The organism is Flavobacterium okayamense (genome assembly GCF_019702945.1).
Classification (GTDB): domain Bacteria; phylum Bacteroidota; class Bacteroidia; order Flavobacteriales; family Flavobacteriaceae; genus Flavobacterium; species Flavobacterium okayamense.
Window position 1 is genome coordinate 1,942,891 of record NZ_AP024749.1, and the last position, 18,052, is coordinate 1,960,942.

The window sequence follows — 18,052 nt, forward strand, 5'->3', positions numbered from 1 at the left end:
TTAGAAATAAATGCTTAATTTTTGTGATAAATGTGTAGCTTTTCTATAAAAAGTTTGATAAAAATTTGGTTAATTGACTTTTTTTCATTTAAATTTGGAACATAATCTTTAAACATCGGCTTATAACTGAAAAATACTTTTAGACTTTAATTAACCCAAAAATTAACTAAAAGTATTGTTATGGCTAGACATGAACTATCAGATGCTATTTTGGTAAAGAATTATGTAGGAGGAGATGAACTTGCCTTAGCTACATTAATTGAAAGGCATCAAGCTAAAATTTACGGCTTTATTTATTCAAAAATTCAAGACAGAGATGTTTGTGAAGATGTTTTTCAAGACACTTTTGTAAAAGTTATTAAAACTTTAAAAACCAAATCGTATAACGAAGAAGGTAAGTTTTTGCCTTGGGTTATGCGTATCGCTCATAATCTAGTAATCGATTATTTTAGAAAATCGAAGAAGATGCCTATGCAGCGTGATAATGATGAGTATTCCATTTTTTCTTTTATTTCAGATAATAGTCCCAATATCGAAAGTAGAATAATAACTGAACAGGTTGAGTTAGACCTAAGTAGAATTATTGAAGAACTTCCAGATGATCAAAAAGAGGTTTTGGTTATGCGCATTTATCAAGACCTTAGTTTTAAAGAAATTGCTGATTTAACGGGAGTTAGCATTAATACTGCATTAGGAAGAATGCGTTATGCTTTACTAAATTTGAGAAAAGTGATTGAAAAAAATCAAATTATTTTAACTAGCTTACAATAAATTGATTTTAATTGCGTTATAGGTTTATAACATACTAATAAATCTATGGCAAAACTTTACTCTAAAGAAAAATTAGCAACTCAAAAAGAAATGTTACCTAAAAAAGAAACGGTTTCGTTTTTACTTAATTATTCAAAAGCGTTGAGTATTACAAATGTGGGTAAGATGAAATTTGAAACTATTGCTAATTAATGAGAAAGCTTCGTAAAGACTACGAAGCTTTCTTTTATTTTAATCTTTTAATTCATTTTTTAGTATTTCAATGTTTTTGGAATATATAGACTTTTTATCACCCCACTTTAAAACTTCAGCACTCCATTTGGAAAAGTTTTTATTATCTTTGAGTTCGTAGTATCTATATGCTAAATTATATGCAGTTTCTTGTATATATACTATGTTATCACAACTTTCCATTTTGTGATAAATCTCAGCTGATTTTTTTAATTCATCCATGTGACGATAAGTATATGCTAATTCTTTTAAAGTATAACAATCTTTTGGGTCATTTTTTATAGCTTTTAAAAGAGCAGTTTCGGCTTTTTTAAACTCTTTTAAAGCGTTATAAGAAAATGCAATTTCAGTTTGTAGCCCTTCAAAATTGGAGTCTATTTTTTCTGCTTTGAGTAGAAAAGTTAAAGCTTTTTCACATTCATTCCAACCATTATACATATAACCCCATTTAAATAATCGCTCAATAGAATTTTCACCTTCTTTATAAAATTTAAGCCATTTCGGAGTTTCATCAATATTAAGTTCTTTAAATTTATTTTTAGGAATTTCAGCAATACCTTTTATATCTGGTCTAAGTCTTGCTTTTAAGGAATTTGTTTTAATAGAATCAATATTGTCAATTCTTTTAAAAACACCTTCATCATCAATTTTAAATTCACCCTCATAATTAAAAGTTAGTCCGGCTTCACTATCTATGTAAATAAAGCCTAACAAATACTTTCCTGATTTGTCTGGTTCAAACGTTACCCATTTGTCTTCACAATCAACACTTCTTTTATTGTGTTCTAAAATTGTTTGCGCTTGAGATATCATTGTTATTAATGATAATATTATAATTTTTTTAAGCATATTAATCATAATTTTTTGTAAGTATAGCTACTTTATGAAACTTTGTTGATAATAGTTTTTCTTCCAATAGTTTTGGTAATAATATCCTTTTCTAAATTCCAGCCACGCGCTGGCGAAAATTCTCTTCCGTAATAAATAATTTGTAGATGTAATTTGTTCCAAGTTTCTTCAGGAAATAATCTTTTTGCATCTTTTTCAGTTTGCTGTACACTTTTCCCATTACTTAAATTCCAACGATACATTAGTCTGTGAATATGTGTATCAACAGGAAATGCTGGAACTCCAAAAGCTTGACTCATCACAACACTTGCAGTTTTATGTCCAACAGCAGGTAAACTTTCTAGCGCTTCAAAATCTTGTGGAACTTCACCATTATATTTATCAATTAAAATTTGTGATAAACCATAAATTCCTTTCGATTTCATAGGTGTTAATCCACATGGACGAATGATATCGGCAATTTGTTCAACACTCATTTTTACCATATCATAAGGATTGTCTGCTTTTGCAAAAAGTAACGGTGTAATCTTATTTACACGTTCATCAGTACATTGAGCTGAAAGTAAAACCGCAATTAAAAGTGTATAAGGATCTTTATGATTTAAAGGTATTGGAGTTTCAGGATATAATTCGTTTAACGTATTTATAACAAATGTTACTTTTTCGTTCTTCGTCATTTTTGTAAATTTATAACTTCAAACAAAGTTAAACTTTAAACATCTAAACAAAAAATAAATGACAACATTAAAAGCAGGAGATAAGGCACCAAATTTTAAAGGCTTAGATCAAAACGGAAACGAACATAAGTTAAGTGATTATAATGGAAAAAAACTAGTTGTATTTTTCTATCCAAAAGCGAGTACGCCTGGATGTACAATGGAAGCTTGTGATTTAAGAGATAATTTTGAGAGATTTAAAGCAAATAATTATGAATTGCTTGGAGTGAGTGCTGATAGCGCAAAAAGGCAAGCCAATTTTATAGAAAAAAATAATTTGCCATTTCCGTTATTAGCCGATGAAGATAAATCAGTTATTGAAGCTTTTGGAGTTTGGGGGCCAAAGAAATTTATGGGACGAGAATTTGACGGAATCCACCGAACAACTTTTGTAATCGATGAAAAGGGAATAATTGAAGAAGTTATTGAAAAAGTTAAAACGAAAGAGCACGCTAGTCAAATATTGAAATAAAAAAAATCCCGGTTTATCCGGGATTTTTTTAGTTTGTTTTTTCAGTTATAGTTTCTTCTTGATAACCAAAAAGTTTGTGATCTTTTATAATTTCAGGAATTCCAGAAGGCAACATGGATTCCCAACCTTTTTCTCCTTCACCAATCATTTTTAAAACTTTTCTTGAGAAGATTTCAAGGTTTTTTTCTTCATAATCTTTTATATCAACTACTTTACCATTGAATTTAAAGAATTTGTAAAGTTCTTTCATTCTTGGGTGTACTTTCAAATTATCAGAATTAACAATAGTTCCATTTTCATCCTTCATTGGATATAAGTATACTTTTAAATCGCGATAGAAAAGTTTACCAAAAGCCTCAAGAATTCCACCAGATAAATGACGATAGTATTTTTCATCGAAAATTTCTACAAGGTTATTTACACCCATTGCTAATCCCATTCGAGCTTTGGTATAGTTAGAAAAATATTCTACAACTTTAAAGTACTCTTGGAAGTTAGAAATCATTACGGTTTGTCCTAAAGAACAAAGTAATTCGGCTCTATCTAAGAAATCTCTTTCATCAATTTCACCTTCAGCTTTCAAGTTTGAAAGTGTAATTTCGAAAACTACAAATGTATTTTCTTTATCAACTTTGTTTTCATCTATAAACATGTTATATGATTTCTTGTACATATTCATGTTTACTTTAGTAACAGGTCTGAAACTTCCTCTTAACGCTAAAATATTCTTTTTGTATAAGACAGCTGCAGGTAAAATGTTGTTTCCATCAGGTCCAAACATTACCGCATCAGTCATACCATTTTTAACCAATTGTAAACTCATTAATCGGTTATCAACTTCTGCAAAACGAGGTCCTGAGAAATTTATAGTATCAATTTCTAATTGATCTTTATCTAAATGGTCATATAAATAGCGTAATAAACGTTTTGGATCATTGTGCTTATAAAAAGCACCATAAATTAAGTTAACACCTAATATACCGAGAGTTTCTTGTTGTAATCGAGCATCAGTTTCTTTAAAACGGATATGAAGTATAATTTCATTGTATTCCTCATCGGGTTCTACTTGAAATTTAATACCAACCCATCCATGTCCTTTGTACTGCTTAGCAAAATCTATTGTTGCAACTGTATTAGCATAACTAAAGAAAATTTTATTTGGATGTTTTTCTCTGTGTAATCGTTCTTCAATTAATTGAGTTTCATGTGCTAACATTTTTTTAAGACGACTTTCTGTTACATAACGGCCATCTTCTTCGATTCCATAAATCGCATCACTAAAATCTTTATCATATGCAGACATAGCTTTTGCAATGGTTCCAGAAGAAGCACCTGCTCTAAAAAAATGTCTAACTGTTTCTTGTCCAGCTCCAATTTCAGCAAATGTTCCATAAATACTTTCATTAAGGTTTATGCGTAAAGCTTTATCCTTAATTGAAGGGATTTGTTCAATTGCTTTATCTCCTCTAATTTTAATATCTGTAGTTATACTTTTCATTTAAAAAATGTTTGGGAATACCAGTATATTTATCTTAAAATGCAAAGTTAACGAATTACTAAATATTATACTGCAAATATTCTTATTTTTGTAGTATATGCATGGATTAACATTATATTTTTTAGGTACAGGAACTTCTCAAGGCATTCCTGTAATTGGAAGTGAACATCCGGTTTGTTTAAGTGATAACCCTAAGGATAAGAGATTGCGTGTCTCTGTTTGGATATATTCTGAAGAGTTTTCTATTATAATTGATTGTGGGCCAGATTTTCGCCAACAAATGTTGCATAGCAAGTGTGAGCATATTGATGCGTTGTTATTTACGCACGAACACGCCGATCATACTGCTGGTTTAGATGATATTCGACCATTTTATTTTAAACAAGGAGATATACCGGTTTATGCACACAAAAGAGTTTTAGATAATCTTTCAAGACGTTTCGATTATATATTTAGTAATGAAAATAAGTATCCAGGAGCTCCTTCTGTCTCACAAGTAGAAGTCAAGACAAATGAAAGTTTTCATGTAAAAGACCAAGAAATAATACCAATTGAAGCAATGCATGGTAAACTTCAAGTTTTTGGTTATAGAATAGGAGAGATAGTGTATTTGACTGATGTTAAAACTATTGATTTTTCAGAAATACAAAAAATTAAAGATTGCGAAGTTTTGGTAATCAATTGTTTACGTGAAGAGCCACACAATACACATTTTAATTTAGAAGAAGCTTTAGATTTTATATCTTTGGTTCAACCTAAAAAAGCATATTTAACTCATATAAGTCATTTGTTTGGGTTTCATGATGAAGTACAAGCTAAATTACCTGAGAATGTTTTTTTGGCATATGATAATCTAGAAATAACTATTTAATTATGAAGAATATATTTTTATACCTATTTGTGTTTTCGTTTTTGATAAACGTTTTTCAGTATGTAAATTCTACTAAAATTTTAGAATCGAAAGATAGAGAAGTTACGAAAGCAAAAATGCATTTACAACAATCTAGAGATTCATTAATGGAAGCACAATACAATGATTATTTTGATATAGCCAATGATGAAGATGCTCAAGAGTATTTTTACAGTCAAAATTTAGATTACCAAAAAGTGATGCAAAAGGTTAATGAAGATTTAGTTAGTTTAAATACTAATAAAGAAGGAAATCCTTTAGTGCCTTATGAGCCTATTGACGGTAAACAATTTATTGTTAATAAAGCTAAAGTTTTAAACCATAGATGGATTATTGCAGAGTATTCAAATGGTGAATTATGGGGGCAAATTCTTGTCAAGTATTTCTTTAAAGATGGTGAGCCTACAGATTTTCAAACGGTTGACACTGTTTTATATGAAAAGCAAAAAATTGAGTAATTATAAAGGAGAATTTAGTTCTCCTTTTTTTATAAATTAAGTTTATGGTAAAATCAATTTATTCCATTTAGATTTAGTTTTGAAACGATTTCTATTTTGTATTTTTGAAAAAATTGAAATGAAATGAAAATAGTTATATCTCCTGCAAAATCATTGGATTTTACAACCAAATTACCAACCAAAAAATACACTGAAGCTCAATTTTTAAATAAATCTGAAACAATTCAGAAGACTTTAAAAAAGAAGAAGCCTAAAGATTTGATGGAATTGATGAGTATTTCTGAAAAGTTAGCCGATTTAAATTGGCAACGTAATCAAGATTGGAAATTACCATTTACTTCAGAAAATTCACGTCCAGCAATATATGCTTTTAATGGAGATGTGTATGTTGGTTTAGATGCTTATACAATTCCTGAAGAAAAATTGGATATTTTACAAGATAAATTAAGAATATTGTCGGGTTTATATGGTTTATTGAAACCATTAGATTTAATGCAAGAGTATAGATTAGAAATGGGAACTTCTATACAAATAGGTAGTAAGAAAAATCTTTATGAATTTTGGAAAAAAACTATAACAGATTCTCTTAATAAAGAAATTGAAAAAAATGAATTATTTATCAATTTAGCGAGTAATGAATATTTTAGCGCTGTTGATACTAAATCATTAAAAGTTCCAGTTATTACACCTGAATTTAAAGACTATAAAGATGGCAAGTTAAAAATGATTAGTTTTTTTGCTAAAAAAGCAAGGGGATTAATGGTACGATATATTATTGATAAAAATGTTGAAACATTAGAAGAGCTAAAAAACTTTAATTGCGAAGGTTATGCTTTTGATGCAAATCTTAGCAAAGGAAATAAATTAGTGTTTACTCGTTAATAAAAAAAGCTCGCATTTGCGAGCTTTTTTATTTTATAGTTTTCCATACAGAATCCGGAACAAGTTTTTTTATATCACCGCCATTTCTTAAAACATCACGTACAATACTTGATGAAATGTAAGATGTTCTTGCCGCTGTTAATAAAAAAACTGTTTCTATTTCAGATAAGCTTCTATTGGTGTGAGCTATAGCCTTTTCAAATTCAAAATCAGCAGGGTTGCGTAATCCTCTTAATATAAAATCAGCATTTTCTTTTCTACATAAATCAATTGTTAATCCTGTATATGTGATGACTTTTACTTTAGGTTCATCTTTAAACGCTTCTTCAATAAAACGTTTACGTTCTTCTAGAGAGAACATATACTTTTTTTCTGCATTAATTCCAATGGCAACTATAATTTCATCAAAAAGTGAAGCACCTCTTTTAATAATATCATAGTGACCGTTTGTTATAGGATCAAAAGAACCTGGAAAGATTGCTTTTCTTGTCATTTCAATTATAGTTTTTTCATCATGTTTTCAATTGTAAAGGTATTGTATTCCTCAGTTTCAACCAAATATTCTCCTTTTTGGTTAATTACCATAACACCAACACAATTGTTTTTTTGGTTAAAGTAGTTTTTCATAAAATATAAACCAATATCTTCAAAATGTGTTTTATTATCTAGAATTGGCTTTGCTAAATCTTTATCGGCATAAATAAAAATATTTTTACAATTTGATAAATCCATTTTTTCAAATGCCTTTTTTTCATATGAATTATATGCATTTACAATGTTTTCATAAACATCATAGCTACATTTTACTTGCAGATTTTTAAAATTTATAATTAAATAATTCGCCTTATCCCAATTGTAATTTTCTTTAATAGCGTTTAATTGGTCTTTTGGAATTGTTTTTATTTCTGTAGTATTTGTAACTGTTTGAATAGACTGTTTTTTCTCTTTAATTTTAATTTGGCTAAAAGAAAAAGTAAATGTTAGTAAGAAAATTGCAATAATAGATTTTGAGAATACTGACATGATGATTTATTTTGGTTAGTTATTTAGGGCTTCTTGAATTGCATTACCGAATAATTCTGGAAGTGAAATTCCAGCTTCACGTGCTTGTTGTGGTAAAATACTTTCGGTTGTTAGACCTGGAACGGTGTTCATTTCTAACATAAAAGGTTCTCCGTTTACAATAATAAATTCGCTTCGTGAAAAACCTCTCATTTTTAAGATTTCATAAGCTTTTTTTGCTGTTGAAGCCACCTTTGAATGAATTTCATCAGAAATTCTAGCAGGTGTAATTTCTTGAGATTTTCCTAAGTATTTAGCTTCGTAATCGAAGAAGTCATTTTCTGAAACAATTTCGGTCATTGGTAAAACTTTTGTTTCTCCTTTGTAATTAATTACACCAACAGATACTTCGGTTCCATCTAAAAAACTTTCAATGATAATCTCGTTATCTTCTTTGTAAGCTACTTCTATAGCTGGAAGTAATTCTTCTTTTGATTTCACTTTTGAAATTCCAAAGCTTGAGCCTGATTTATTTGGCTTAACAAAACAAGGCAACCCAACTTTTTCAAGTATTTCAGTTTCGTTAATAATATCTCCTTTGTTTAAGTAAAAAGAAGTAGCAGTTTTTATTCCATACGGCTTTAAAACAGACAATAAATCACGTTTATTAAAAGTTAAAGCAGATTGATACATGTCGCACGATGTTTGCGGAATTCCAATCAATTCTAAATAAGCTTGCATTAACCCGTCTTCACCTGGAGTTCCGTGAATAGCGTTAAAAACAACATCAAAAGTAATTTTAGTTCCGTTTACTTCAACTGAAAAATCGTCTTTGTTTATAGGAAATTCCTGATTGCTTTCATCTACATAAACCCACTTTTCTTTAAGAATGTGAACTCTGTGTGAGCGGTATAAAGCAGAATCTAAATTTTTATGCACGACGTTTCCGCTTTTAAGAGAGATTTCAAATTCGCTTGAATAACCTCCCATGATGATAGCAACATTTATCATGTAAATTCGTTATTTAATAGAATAACAAAATTACATTATTTATTGATAACTATAAATGTTATCTTTGCCAAAATACATCTTTTATGAGCATCGTAAAATTTTTAACAAGTAAAACATTTTTTAAGCACTTAGCTATTGCCTTTGGAATAGTAGTAGTTTTAGTTTTTGTATTATTAAAGTTTTTAGACATTAAAACAAATCATGGCGAGGAAATTCCTGTCCCAGATTTATCTAAAATGCAAGTTAAAATTGCTCAAGAAAAATTAGAGGAATTAGGTTTAGAGTTAATTCTTTTAGATACAGTAGATTTTAGAAATGACATGCCTCCATATTCAATTGTCGAGCAAGATCCAAAAGCTGAGAATACTGTGAAAAACGGGCGCAAGATTTATGTAAAAGTTAATGCAGGTGAATATGATGATGTAACGCTTCCTGCATTGAAGGGTAAGACATTCCGTCAAGTAAGTGCTAATATAAAATCATTAGGACTTAAGGAAGGTAAAATTACATACAAGCCTCACCTTGCTAAGGATGAAGTTTTAGCTGTTACTCAAAAAGGTAAAACACTTAAAGCTGGTGATAAAGTAAAGAAAAATTCAACCCTTGATTTTGTATTGGGTGATGGAAAAGAATTTTATGACGAACAAACTTTTGATAAAGAAGAAACTACAATAGAAACACCTGTTGAAGATGCTGGAGAATAATAATGAAGAATTTGAAGATGGCGATTTATACGAACACCATCGATTTGAAGTTGCTAAAGGACAACAACCACTTCGTGTTGATAAATTTTTAATGAATTTAATTGAAAATGCTACACGTAGTAAAATTCAGAAAGCTGCTGAAAATGGAAATATTCGTGTAAACGATGAAGTTGTTAAATCTAATTATAAAGTAAAACCAGGTGATGTTGTACAAATGTTGCTGGAACATCCACCCTATGAACATTTGCTTAAAGGTGAAAATATTCCACTTGATATTGTTTATGAAGACGACCAATTAATTGTTGTAAATAAACCTGCAGGAATGGTTGTTCATCCTGGACATGGAAATTACAGCGGAACTTTAGTCAATGCATTAGCTTATCATTTTGAGAATTTACCTATGAATAGTTCAAATCGTCCTGGATTAGTACATCGAATTGATAAAGACACTTCTGGACTTTTGGTTGTTGCTAAAACAGAGTTGGCAATGGATTATTTAACCAAGCAATTTGCTGAAAAAACATCTGAAAGAGAATATGTTGCTATTGTTTGGGGTAATGTTGAAGAAGATAAAGGAACTATTGAAGGAAACATAGACCGCCATATGACAAATCGTATGCAAATGGCTGTTTATCCTGACGGCGATAAAGGTAAACCAGCAGTTACACATTTTAAAGTTTTAGAGCGATTAGGATATGTTACTTTAATTTCATGCCAATTAGAAACTGGACGTACGCATCAAATTCGTGTACATATGAAATATATTGGTCATACTTTATTTAATGATGAGCGATATGGTGGAAATGCCATTTTGAAAGGAACAACTTTTACAAAATACAAGCAGTTTGTAGATAATTGTTTTAAAGTTTTACCAAGACAAGCACTACATGCAAGAACTTTAGGTTTTGAGCATCCAATAACAAAAGAATTTTTACGTTTTGAATGTGAAATTCCAAATGATATTAAAGAATGTATAGAAAAATGGAGAGTATATTCTAAAGCCCAACAAATCGAAGAATAACGAAGTTATGATAACTACAGAAAAGACACAACTAGAACAGTATTTTCAACAATTTCGTGAGAAAATAATAGGAATTAATGAAACTTTTGAATCACCTTATGGTGTTCAAAATATAGTTTATACCGATTGGACAGCAAGCGGACGCTTGTATCAACCTATAGAGGAAAAAATGATGCATGAGTTTGGTCCTTTTGTGGCCAATACACATACAGAAACTTCGGTTACGGGTACGGCTATGACATTTGCTTATCATGAAGCACGTCATATTATTAAGAAGCATGTAAATGCTAATGGTGATGATGTTTTAATTACAAATGGAACAGGAATGACTGGAGTTGTAAATAAATTGCAACGTATTCTTGGGCTTCGTATTCCTGAAAATTTAAAAGAATTTACTTCAATCCCAGATGCTCTGAAGCCAGTAGTGTTTATTTCGCACATGGAACACCATTCGAATCAAACTTCTTGGATTGAAACGATTGCAGATGTGGTTGTAGTTCAAGCTAATGATGAAGGATTATTTTGCTTAGAAAATTTTAAAAAACTAGTAGAAAAATACAAAAATAGAAGTTTTAAAATAGCTTCAATTACTTCTTGTTCTAATGTAACAGGAATAAAAACACCATATCACGAAGTAGCGAAAATTATGCATCAAAATAACGGCGTTTGCTTTGTAGATTTTGCTTGTTCAGGACCTTATGTTGAAATCGATATGCATCCTGAAGATAAAGAAGCTTATTTAGATGCTATTTTCTTTTCTCCACATAAATTCTTAGGTGGACCCGGAACTTGCGGTGTAATGGTTTTTAATAAAAACTTATATAAAAATAATGTGCCGGACTGCCCAGGTGGAGGAACTGTAAAATGGACAAATCCTTGGGGTGAACATCAATATATTGATAGTATTGAAGAACGAGAAGATGGTGGAACACCTGGTTTTCTTCAAGTAATTAAAACAGCTCTTGCTATTCGTTTAAAAGAGCAAATGGGCGTTGAAAATATTTTGGAAAGAGAACATGAAATTGTTTCATATATCTTTTCTAAATTAGGAAATGTTGAAAATATCAATATTTTGGCACCACAACATCAAGATAGGTTAGGCGTGATTTCTTTTTATATAGATGATTTACATTATAACTTAGGTGTGAAATTATTGAATGATAAATTCGGAATTCAAACACGTGGTGGTTGTAGTTGCGCTGGAACGTACGGACATTATTTATTGCATGTAGATAAAGAAACTTCAAATTCAATTGTTTGTCAGATTTCTGCAGGTGATTTAGAGAAAAAACCAGGCTGGATTCGAATGTCAATTCATCCAACAACAACCAACAAAGAAATAGAATATGTTTGCGATGCTATATTAGCTTTGGCACAAAACCATAAACAGTGGAAGGAAGATTATAAATATAGTAATCAAACCAACGAATTTACGCACAAAGATTTTAAAAAATCAATTAAAGATAAGGTTGAAGATTGGTTTCAGTTATAAAAAAAGCTCAGTTTTTACTGAGCTTTTTCTTTTCTAAACTTCCATCTTTTGTGTGTCCAGAAATAATATTCAGGGGCTTCATAAATTTGTTTTTCAACTTCTCTAATGAATAATTTAGAAACTTCGTTTACAGGTAACGATTTAATATCATCTGTAATAGGAATAAATGTAGCTTCGTAATGTCCGCGTTTTGTTTTCATTACTTTCATGTATAATACATTCATATCTAGTTCTCTAGCTAAATTTTCTCCTCCTGTATGAATTGGAACAACGTGTCCCATAAATTCATCCCAATATTTAGCTTTTTGTCTTGAAGGTGTTTGATCACTAATGAAACCATAAACACCTAAAATACCTTTTTCTTGGTTTTCTTTAACTCTTTTTACAGTTGATTTTGTATCGATAAGTTCAGCTCCAAATTTCGAACGAATATCACGAACCATTTTATCAAAATATTGATTCTGTATTTTTTTATAAATTCCAAAACCTGCAAATTTTGTATAAAAACCTAAAGTTAAAGACCATTCCCAACTAGCATAATGGGCATAAAGTAAAATTATGCTTTTGTTTTTGTTTTCATATTCATGAAATAATTCAATATTAGTAAAAGTAAAACGCTTTTTTATTTCTTCTTCTGAAATGGTCATCGTTTTTATCATTTCTAAAAACATGTCGCACATGTGATGGTAAAACTTCTTTTCAACTTCCAAAACTTCTTTATCAGAAAGATGGGGTAACGTTAATTTGATGTTTGCTCTTACAGTCTTTTTTCGGTAACCAATGATTCTGTATACAAGAACATAAATGCAATCGGAAACAAAGTAAAATATAGGAAATGGCAATATTGAAATTACCCAAAGAAAAGCATAAACAATGTAAAACAGAATTCGCTGCATTTAAATTTATTTTTACAAATATACTTCAATAATCGTTTTTGGATTTGTAATTTTACTAAAAAAACAAAATGAATTTAGTTTTAATTGTCCTAATTGGTATAAATGTTTTAGTAAGTTTAAAAGGTTTTAGCGATTCGAGTTTCTTTAGAAAATATGAATTTCATTTAGGAAGTATAAAAGCTGGAGAACAAATAAGAATGTTAACCTCAGGCTTTTTACATGTTGATATTACGCATTTGGCGTTTAACATGTTAACGCTTTATTTCTTTGCACCTGTTGTTATTGATACATTTGGAGCTAATTATTTTATTGTAGTTTATTTTGCAAGTTTAATTGCGGGAAGTTTACTAACATTCTACATTCATAAAGAAGAATATTATTACAGAGCTGTTGGTGCTTCTGGAGCGGTAACAGGAATTATTTATAGTTCAATACTATTGTATCCAGAAATGAATTTGTATATGTTTTTTATTCCAATTCCAATTCCAGGTTATATTTTCGGAATAGGTTATTTGTTGTATTCTCTTTACGGAATGAAATCGCGAACAGATAATATTGGTCATACTGCACATTTTGGCGGAGCGATTGGCGGTTATTTGGTAACACTTTTAAAGGAACCTCAAATGATTTATACCAATACAAAAATGGTCGTTTTACTTTTAATACCTATTATTATTTTGTTTTACATGCAAAAGAAAAATAAACTATAGTTTGGCATTATAATTGGATTTAAAAACTAAAATTTAATATTATGAAGAAAATATTTTTAGTACTAACATTAATAACAACTATGTTACAAGCACAAGAATTAAAACAAGTTCCATCAATTTCAGTTTCTGGTGAAGGAAAAATTAAAGTTATTCCAGATGAAGCAATTATCACACTTGGTGTTCAAAATAACGGAAAAGATGCTACAGAAGTAAAGAAAAAAAATGACGATACTGTTGATGCTGTTTTGAAAGTGATTAAAAAACATGGAATTGCTAAAACCGATTATCAAACAGAAAGAGTTTCATTGTATAAAAACTACGATTATAATGCAAAGAAGTATTCGTTTCAAGCATCACAAACTATAAGTATTTATTTAAAAGATTTAAAAAAATACGATGCTTTAATAATGGATTTAGTAGAATCTGGAATAAACAATATAAACGGAGTAGATTTTAAATCGTCTAAGATTAAAGAATTAGAAGCGCAAGCTAGGAGAGAAGCCATTTTAGACGCCAAAAAGAAAGCCGAAGATTATGTTTCAGTTTTAAATCAGAAAGTAGGTAAGGCAATTACAATTTCAGATAATTCAAGAACAAATTATCCACAACCAATGTATAAAACGTATGCGATGGCTGCTGATTCTGAAGGAGTAGGAATGAATAGAGAAACTTTAGCTATCGGTGAAATAGAAATTATTTCTAATGTTTCTGTTGTTTTTGAAATGGAGTAATTGAATAATGAAAGGCATTTTAATAATTATAGTTGTTTTTTTAAGTTTCTTTTCGTTTAGTCAAGAAATTCCTAAAGCAGTTTATGAAATATCTTTAATAAGTAGACCTCAAAAACTAATTTTAAATGAATATGAATATGAAAAATTTGAAGGTTTGATAATTACTGAAATAACTAAAGGAACAGGTAATCCAAATTTTCTTCAACGATTTTGGAAAAAAATATGGAAAATTGATAATGAGGAATTGGTTTTACATAGTAAAATTAATAATAATACAACAAAAGAACTTATTTTAAAACTTAGAGAAGAAGGTATCGAAACCCTTGAAGATTGTTTAAATGACGAAGAATGTAGTAAGATTGGATTTTTAGATGGCGGCACAGTTACTTTTAAAGTGAAAATAGATGAAATTGATAGATTAGTTGGATTTGAGGAGATTTATCCTTTAACTGAAAATAACAAAGAAAAGAATCAATTAAGATTTAAAGCTCAAAAATTATTGACAATTTTATACAATGATATTGATTTAAATAAAGAATTTTTAAATTTATTTAAAGAATTACCAAAACGAAAGTATCATTGGTATCAAGCTAGTGGTAGTAATATTGTAACAATAACTAATAGAAATATAAAGTAAAAAGCTCAAGTAATAACTTGAGCTTTTTTATGTCTTGTGGGGAGAGCAGGATTAACTACGTTCATCCCGAGTAAGATGAATCTTACTCAAATAAAAAATCCCAAAACATTTATAAAAGTAAACTTTTAACATATTCTGAGATTTTTTCTTTGTGGGGAGAGCAGGATTCGAACCTGCGAAGACATAGTCAGCAGATTTACAGTCTGCCCTCGTTGGCCGCTTGAGTATCTCCCCAGCCTTTACTTATCTTGTAAGCGGTTGCAAATATAGAATTGTTTTTATTACAAAACAATCAATTTTTTACAATTTTTACACCTTTTTTGTAAGTTGTTGGTTATGAAAAAAATAAAAACTCCCAATGGGGAGTTTTAATATATTTAAATTGAAAAAAATAGATTATTTATTCAATAATTCTTCAACTTTAGCTTTTAATTCTGCACCTCTTAAGTCTCTTGCAACAATAACACCATTTGCATCTAAAATAAAAGTAGCAGGTATAGCTTTTACATTATACATTTCTGCAATTGGATCTTGCCAAAACTTTAAATTTGAAACATGGTTCCAATTTAGACCATCTTTTTCTATCGCTTCTTTCCACTTTGCATCATCTTTATCTAAAGAAACGCCAATAATGTTTAAACCTTTTTCATGTAATTCGTTATACATAGCAACTACATTAGGATTTTCCATACGACAAGGTCCACACCAAGAAGCCCAAAAATCAATAATAGTTACTTTTCCTAATGATTCTTTTAACGAAATTGTTTTACCATCTGGAGAAGGAGCTGAAAAATCAGGGGCTTTTTGTCCAACTTCTACTGAAGTAATAGCGTCTATTAGTTTTTTAACACGTTTACCGCTTTTTGAATTTTTTACATTATCGGTTAAACTGTTAAAATATGTTTGAATTTTAGACACCTCTAAAGATTGTTGATTTATAAAGTTTTCAACTAATAAAGCCGATAAAATTGCATTGTTGTTTTTTGAAACAAAATCTTCAGAAAAAGTATTTAATTCATTTTGAAAAGCATCATGTTTTTCCATTATAGCATTTATGGTAACGGTATCTTTATTTTGTTGCGCTTCTCTCATTTTTTGTAAATTTTCTTTTTGAAATTTTACTAACTTTTCACCAACTTCATTGGACTTTTTATTGAAATCTGAAAGTAAATCGTTGTTATAAGTTCCTGTTACAGTTGACTTGTAAACGCTATCTTTAACATAGTTAACATTAATATTCCCTTCTTCCAAGAAAAAAGGCATTGAACCATCCATGTCAAATTTAATATATGCTAAATCAACATCTTTAACTTCTCCTTTAAATTCAAATTTCCCATTGGTAACAACAGCCGTATCAATTGAAGTTGGTACATTTTTTTCATCCATAATTTGGATAAAAACTTTTTTACCATTTTCTATACCATTAGCTGTACCAGAAATATCATAACCATTTTTTGTTTGGTTACAAGAAATAATAACTATTGCAAGAGCAATCGTACTTAATAATTTTTTCATTCTATTGTTTTAATTAGTTACAAAAATATTTAAAAAAAACACTTTTAAAAATGTATTTATTATTAATTTTTTCATAAAAAAATCAGACACTAAGGTCTGATTTTAAATTATCAATTAAAATTTATATTATTTTAAAGTTGAAGGACAAACATAATTTGTGAGTGGAATATTAGTATTTCTAATTCCTGACATACCTTTTTCAACATTTATCATATTATGATAACCTCTAGCTTTCATAATAGATGCCCAAATTACTGAACGATAACCACCTGCACAATGCACATAAAATGTATCTTCTTTTGGTATTTCAGCTAAATGGTCATTTATATAATCTAAAGGAATGTTTGTAGCTTTTTCAACTCTTTCTGCAGTAAACTCTCCTGGTCTTCTTGCATCTATTACTGTCGCTTTTTCATAATTTTTAGCAAATTCTTCCGGAGAAACTGAATTTATAGAATCGGTTTCAAAACCAGCTTCTTTCCAAGCTTGTAATCCACCGTTTAAATATCCTAAAGTATTATCAAATCCAACACGAGATAAACGAGTGATTGTTTCTTCTTCTTTACCTTCAGGAATTACCAGTAAGATTGGTTGTTTAACATCTTTTATCAGCGCACCAACCCATGGAGCAAATTGCCCGTGTAATCCAATAAAAATTGATCCTGGAATATGTTCTTTAACGAAATCATTTTCATGACGAACATCTACAATTAGAGCTTCGGTTTGATTTGCTACGGCTTCAAACTCCTTTGGAGTTAATGGTTTGTTACCTTGCGCCATAACATCTTCAAGGCTTTCATATCCTTGAATATTCATCAATACATTTTGAGGGAAATAGGCTGGAGGAGGCGTTAACCCATCTAATAATTCTGTTTTAAACTCTTCCAAAGTCATATCTGCACGAAGTGCGTAATTTGTTTTTTTCTGGTTGCCTAAAGTATCAGTTGTTTCTTTACTCATATTTTTTCCACAAGCACTACCAGCTCCATGATTTGGATAAACTATTAAATCATCTGAAAGAGGCATAATTTTATTACGCAAAGAGTAATAAAGTTTTTCAGCTAAGACATCTTGCGTTAAGTCTTCAACAAGTTTTTGAGCTAAATCAGGACGACCAACATCTCCAATGAATAAAGTATCACCAGTGATAATACCATGTTGTTTGCCATTTTCATCAATTAATAAGTAAGTTGTACTTTCTAATGTGTGTCCCGGTGTATGAATGGTTTTAATGGTATAGTTTCCGATTTTAAATTCTTGTCCATCTTCAGCAACAATACAATCAAAATTAGGCTTAGCTGTTGGTCCATAAACAATTTGAGCTCCAGTTTTTTTGGCTAAATCTAAATGTCCTGAAACAAAATCTGCATGAAAATGCGTTTCAAATATGTATTTAATTTTAGCGTTATCTTTTTCGGCTCTATCAATATAGGGTTGTACTTCTCGTAAGGGGTCAAAAATTGCTACTTCACCATTATTTTCAATATAGTATGCTGCATGAGCAATACATCCTGTATATATTTGTTCTACTTTCATATTTATTTTT

Annotated in this window: 21 protein-coding genes and 1 tRNA gene; 12 read left to right on the forward strand and 10 right to left on the reverse strand. The window is 29.7% G+C overall.

Annotation, left to right across the window (positions count from 1 at the left end):
• The first annotated feature begins 180 nt into the window (after positions 1-180).
• Positions 181-771 (forward strand): RNA polymerase sigma factor, encoded by a 591-nt coding sequence (locus KK2020170_RS09000; RefSeq protein WP_221258004.1) that lies wholly within the window; start codon positions 181-183, stop codon positions 769-771.
• A 45-nt stretch (positions 772-816) separates the two neighbouring features.
• Positions 817-963, forward strand: a complete 147-nt coding sequence (locus tag KK2020170_RS09005) for a hypothetical protein (RefSeq protein ID WP_221258005.1) — start codon at positions 817-819, stop codon at positions 961-963.
• Positions 964-1,002: 39 nt separating this feature from the next.
• Here KK2020170_RS09005 and KK2020170_RS09010 read toward each other — a convergent pair whose 3' ends face one another.
• Together KK2020170_RS09010 and KK2020170_RS09015 are read right to left on the reverse strand one after the other, a co-directional pair.
• Positions 1,003-1,851, reverse strand: coding sequence for a tetratricopeptide repeat protein (locus KK2020170_RS09010; protein WP_221258006.1), 849 nt, complete (start codon positions 1,849-1,851; stop codon positions 1,003-1,005).
• A 32-nt stretch (positions 1,852-1,883) separates the two neighbouring features.
• Positions 1,884-2,528, reverse strand: coding sequence for an endonuclease III domain-containing protein (locus KK2020170_RS09015; protein ID WP_221258007.1), 645 nt, complete (start codon positions 2,526-2,528; stop codon positions 1,884-1,886).
• A gap of 58 nt (positions 2,529-2,586) precedes the next feature.
• Here KK2020170_RS09015 and bcp point away from each other — a divergent pair, with 58 nt between their 5' ends.
• Positions 2,587-3,039, forward strand: a complete 453-nt coding sequence (gene bcp / locus KK2020170_RS09020) for a thioredoxin-dependent thiol peroxidase (protein ID WP_221258008.1) — start codon at positions 2,587-2,589, stop codon at positions 3,037-3,039.
• Positions 3,040-3,067: 28 nt separating this feature from the next.
• Here bcp and KK2020170_RS09025 read toward each other — a convergent pair whose 3' ends face one another.
• Entirely contained in the window at positions 3,068-4,528 is a 1,461-nt protein-coding gene (locus tag KK2020170_RS09025; RefSeq protein ID WP_221260024.1) for a TonB-dependent receptor, read from the reverse strand.
• A gap of 106 nt (positions 4,529-4,634) precedes the next feature.
• Here KK2020170_RS09025 and KK2020170_RS09030 point away from each other — a divergent pair, with 106 nt between their 5' ends.
• From KK2020170_RS09030 to yaaA, 3 genes are all read left to right on the forward strand, one after another.
• Positions 4,635-5,408, forward strand: coding sequence for an MBL fold metallo-hydrolase (locus KK2020170_RS09030; protein ID WP_221258009.1), 774 nt, complete (start codon positions 4,635-4,637; stop codon positions 5,406-5,408).
• Positions 5,409-5,410: 2 nt separating this feature from the next.
• Positions 5,411-5,905, forward strand: a complete 495-nt coding sequence (locus KK2020170_RS09035) for a hydrolase (RefSeq protein ID WP_221258010.1) — start codon at positions 5,411-5,413, stop codon at positions 5,903-5,905.
• A gap of 123 nt (positions 5,906-6,028) precedes the next feature.
• Positions 6,029-6,787 carry a peroxide stress protein YaaA gene (gene yaaA, locus KK2020170_RS09040; protein WP_221258011.1) on the forward strand — a complete coding sequence of 253 codons (759 nt, stop codon included), beginning with the start codon at positions 6,029-6,031 and terminating at the stop codon, positions 6,785-6,787.
• Positions 6,788-6,815: 28 nt separating this feature from the next.
• On the opposite strand, the gene coaD is transcribed toward yaaA, so the two are convergent.
• The 3 genes from coaD to KK2020170_RS09055 are packed head-to-tail and all read right to left on the reverse strand — an operon-like array spanning position 6,816 to position 8,800.
• Positions 6,816-7,280 (reverse strand): pantetheine-phosphate adenylyltransferase, encoded by a 465-nt coding sequence (gene coaD, locus KK2020170_RS09045; RefSeq protein ID WP_221258012.1) that lies wholly within the window; start codon positions 7,278-7,280, stop codon positions 6,816-6,818.
• Between the two features lie 5 nt (positions 7,281-7,285).
• Positions 7,286-7,810: a hypothetical protein gene (locus KK2020170_RS09050; protein WP_221258014.1), complete on the reverse strand. Its 525-nt coding sequence runs from the start codon at positions 7,808-7,810 to the stop codon at positions 7,286-7,288.
• 15 nt (positions 7,811-7,825) lie between these two features.
• Complete coding sequence (locus KK2020170_RS09055) at positions 7,826-8,800, reverse strand: D-alanine--D-alanine ligase (protein WP_221258015.1); 975 nt, start codon at positions 8,798-8,800, stop codon at positions 7,826-7,828.
• Positions 8,801-8,883: 83 nt separating this feature from the next.
• On the opposite strand from KK2020170_RS09055, the gene KK2020170_RS09060 reads away from it, so the two are divergent.
• The 3 genes from KK2020170_RS09060 to KK2020170_RS09070 are packed head-to-tail and all read left to right on the forward strand — an operon-like array spanning position 8,884 to position 12,017.
• Complete coding sequence (locus KK2020170_RS09060) at positions 8,884-9,504, forward strand: PASTA domain-containing protein (protein ID WP_221258016.1); 621 nt, start codon at positions 8,884-8,886, stop codon at positions 9,502-9,504.
• Complete coding sequence (locus KK2020170_RS09065) at positions 9,491-10,525, forward strand: RluA family pseudouridine synthase (protein ID WP_221258017.1); 1,035 nt, start codon at positions 9,491-9,493, stop codon at positions 10,523-10,525. Before KK2020170_RS09060 ends, KK2020170_RS09065 begins: the two co-directional genes overlap by 14 nt.
• Positions 10,526-10,532: 7 nt before the next feature.
• The gene (locus tag KK2020170_RS09070; protein WP_221258018.1) at positions 10,533-12,017 is read left to right on the forward strand and encodes an aminotransferase class V-fold PLP-dependent enzyme; all 1,485 of its coding nucleotides are present in this window, start codon (positions 10,533-10,535) and stop codon (positions 12,015-12,017) included.
• A gap of 14 nt (positions 12,018-12,031) precedes the next feature.
• Here KK2020170_RS09070 and KK2020170_RS09075 read toward each other — a convergent pair whose 3' ends face one another.
• Complete coding sequence (locus tag KK2020170_RS09075; RefSeq protein WP_221258019.1) at positions 12,032-12,913, reverse strand: lysophospholipid acyltransferase family protein; 882 nt, start codon at positions 12,911-12,913, stop codon at positions 12,032-12,034.
• Between the two features lie 68 nt (positions 12,914-12,981).
• Between KK2020170_RS09075 and KK2020170_RS09080 the strand changes: the two genes are divergently transcribed.
• From KK2020170_RS09080 to KK2020170_RS09090, 3 genes are read left to right on the forward strand one after another with little or no spacing between them, the layout of a single operon-like run.
• On the forward strand, positions 12,982-13,623 hold the full coding sequence (locus KK2020170_RS09080) for a rhomboid family intramembrane serine protease (protein WP_221258020.1): 642 nt from the start codon (positions 12,982-12,984) through the stop codon (positions 13,621-13,623).
• 41 nt (positions 13,624-13,664) lie between these two features.
• Positions 13,665-14,354 carry an SIMPL domain-containing protein gene (locus tag KK2020170_RS09085; protein WP_221258021.1) on the forward strand — a complete coding sequence of 230 codons (690 nt, stop codon included), beginning with the start codon at positions 13,665-13,667 and terminating at the stop codon, positions 14,352-14,354.
• A 7-nt stretch (positions 14,355-14,361) separates the two neighbouring features.
• Positions 14,362-14,991 (forward strand): hypothetical protein, encoded by a 630-nt coding sequence (locus tag KK2020170_RS09090; protein ID WP_221258022.1) that lies wholly within the window; start codon positions 14,362-14,364, stop codon positions 14,989-14,991.
• A 152-nt stretch (positions 14,992-15,143) separates the two neighbouring features.
• Here KK2020170_RS09090 and KK2020170_RS09095 read toward each other — a convergent pair.
• From KK2020170_RS09095 to KK2020170_RS09105, 3 genes are all read right to left on the reverse strand, one after another.
• Positions 15,144-15,225, reverse strand: a tRNA-Tyr gene (locus tag KK2020170_RS09095).
• 162 nt (positions 15,226-15,387) lie between these two features.
• The gene (locus tag KK2020170_RS09100) at positions 15,388-16,506 is read right to left on the reverse strand and encodes a TlpA disulfide reductase family protein (protein WP_221258024.1); all 1,119 of its coding nucleotides are present in this window, start codon (positions 16,504-16,506) and stop codon (positions 15,388-15,390) included.
• A gap of 126 nt (positions 16,507-16,632) precedes the next feature.
• Positions 16,633-18,042 carry an MBL fold metallo-hydrolase gene (locus KK2020170_RS09105; RefSeq protein WP_221258025.1) on the reverse strand — a complete coding sequence of 470 codons (1,410 nt, stop codon included), beginning with the start codon at positions 18,040-18,042 and terminating at the stop codon, positions 16,633-16,635.
• Between the last annotated feature and the right edge of the window lie 10 nt (positions 18,043-18,052).

Excerpts from the sequence above, each read along its gene's own strand:
- KK2020170_RS09000 (WP_221258004.1), top strand. The coding sequence starts at position 181 with ATGGCTAGACATGAACTATCAGATGCTATTTTGGTAAAGAATTATGTA.
- KK2020170_RS09005 (WP_221258005.1), top strand. The coding sequence starts at position 817 with ATGGCAAAACTTTACTCTAAAGAAAAATTAGCAACTCAAAAAGAAATG.
- KK2020170_RS09010 (WP_221258006.1), bottom strand. The coding sequence starts at position 1,851 with ATGCTTAAAAAAATTATAATATTATCATTAATAACAATGATATCTCAA.
- KK2020170_RS09015 (WP_221258007.1), bottom strand. The coding sequence starts at position 2,528 with ATGACGAAGAACGAAAAAGTAACATTTGTTATAAATACGTTAAACGAA.
- bcp (WP_221258008.1), top strand. The coding sequence starts at position 2,587 with ATGACAACATTAAAAGCAGGAGATAAGGCACCAAATTTTAAAGGCTTA.
- KK2020170_RS09030 (WP_221258009.1), top strand. The coding sequence starts at position 4,635 with ATGCATGGATTAACATTATATTTTTTAGGTACAGGAACTTCTCAAGGC.
- KK2020170_RS09035 (WP_221258010.1), top strand. The coding sequence starts at position 5,411 with ATGAAGAATATATTTTTATACCTATTTGTGTTTTCGTTTTTGATAAAC.
- yaaA (WP_221258011.1), top strand. The coding sequence starts at position 6,029 with ATGAAAATAGTTATATCTCCTGCAAAATCATTGGATTTTACAACCAAA.
- coaD (WP_221258012.1), bottom strand. The coding sequence starts at position 7,280 with ATGACAAGAAAAGCAATCTTTCCAGGTTCTTTTGATCCTATAACAAAC.
- KK2020170_RS09050 (WP_221258014.1), bottom strand. The coding sequence starts at position 7,810 with ATGTCAGTATTCTCAAAATCTATTATTGCAATTTTCTTACTAACATTT.
- KK2020170_RS09055 (WP_221258015.1), bottom strand. The coding sequence starts at position 8,800 with ATGATAAATGTTGCTATCATCATGGGAGGTTATTCAAGCGAATTTGAA.
- KK2020170_RS09060 (WP_221258016.1), top strand. The coding sequence starts at position 8,884 with ATGAGCATCGTAAAATTTTTAACAAGTAAAACATTTTTTAAGCACTTA.
- KK2020170_RS09065 (WP_221258017.1), top strand. The coding sequence starts at position 9,491 with ATGCTGGAGAATAATAATGAAGAATTTGAAGATGGCGATTTATACGAA.
- KK2020170_RS09070 (WP_221258018.1), top strand. The coding sequence starts at position 10,533 with ATGATAACTACAGAAAAGACACAACTAGAACAGTATTTTCAACAATTT.
- KK2020170_RS09075 (WP_221258019.1), bottom strand. The coding sequence starts at position 12,913 with ATGCAGCGAATTCTGTTTTACATTGTTTATGCTTTTCTTTGGGTAATT.
- KK2020170_RS09080 (WP_221258020.1), top strand. The coding sequence starts at position 12,982 with ATGAATTTAGTTTTAATTGTCCTAATTGGTATAAATGTTTTAGTAAGT.
- KK2020170_RS09085 (WP_221258021.1), top strand. The coding sequence starts at position 13,665 with ATGAAGAAAATATTTTTAGTACTAACATTAATAACAACTATGTTACAA.
- KK2020170_RS09090 (WP_221258022.1), top strand. The coding sequence starts at position 14,362 with ATGAAAGGCATTTTAATAATTATAGTTGTTTTTTTAAGTTTCTTTTCG.
- KK2020170_RS09100 (WP_221258024.1), bottom strand. The coding sequence starts at position 16,506 with ATGAAAAAATTATTAAGTACGATTGCTCTTGCAATAGTTATTATTTCT.
- KK2020170_RS09105 (WP_221258025.1), bottom strand. The coding sequence starts at position 18,042 with ATGAAAGTAGAACAAATATATACAGGATGTATTGCTCATGCAGCATAC.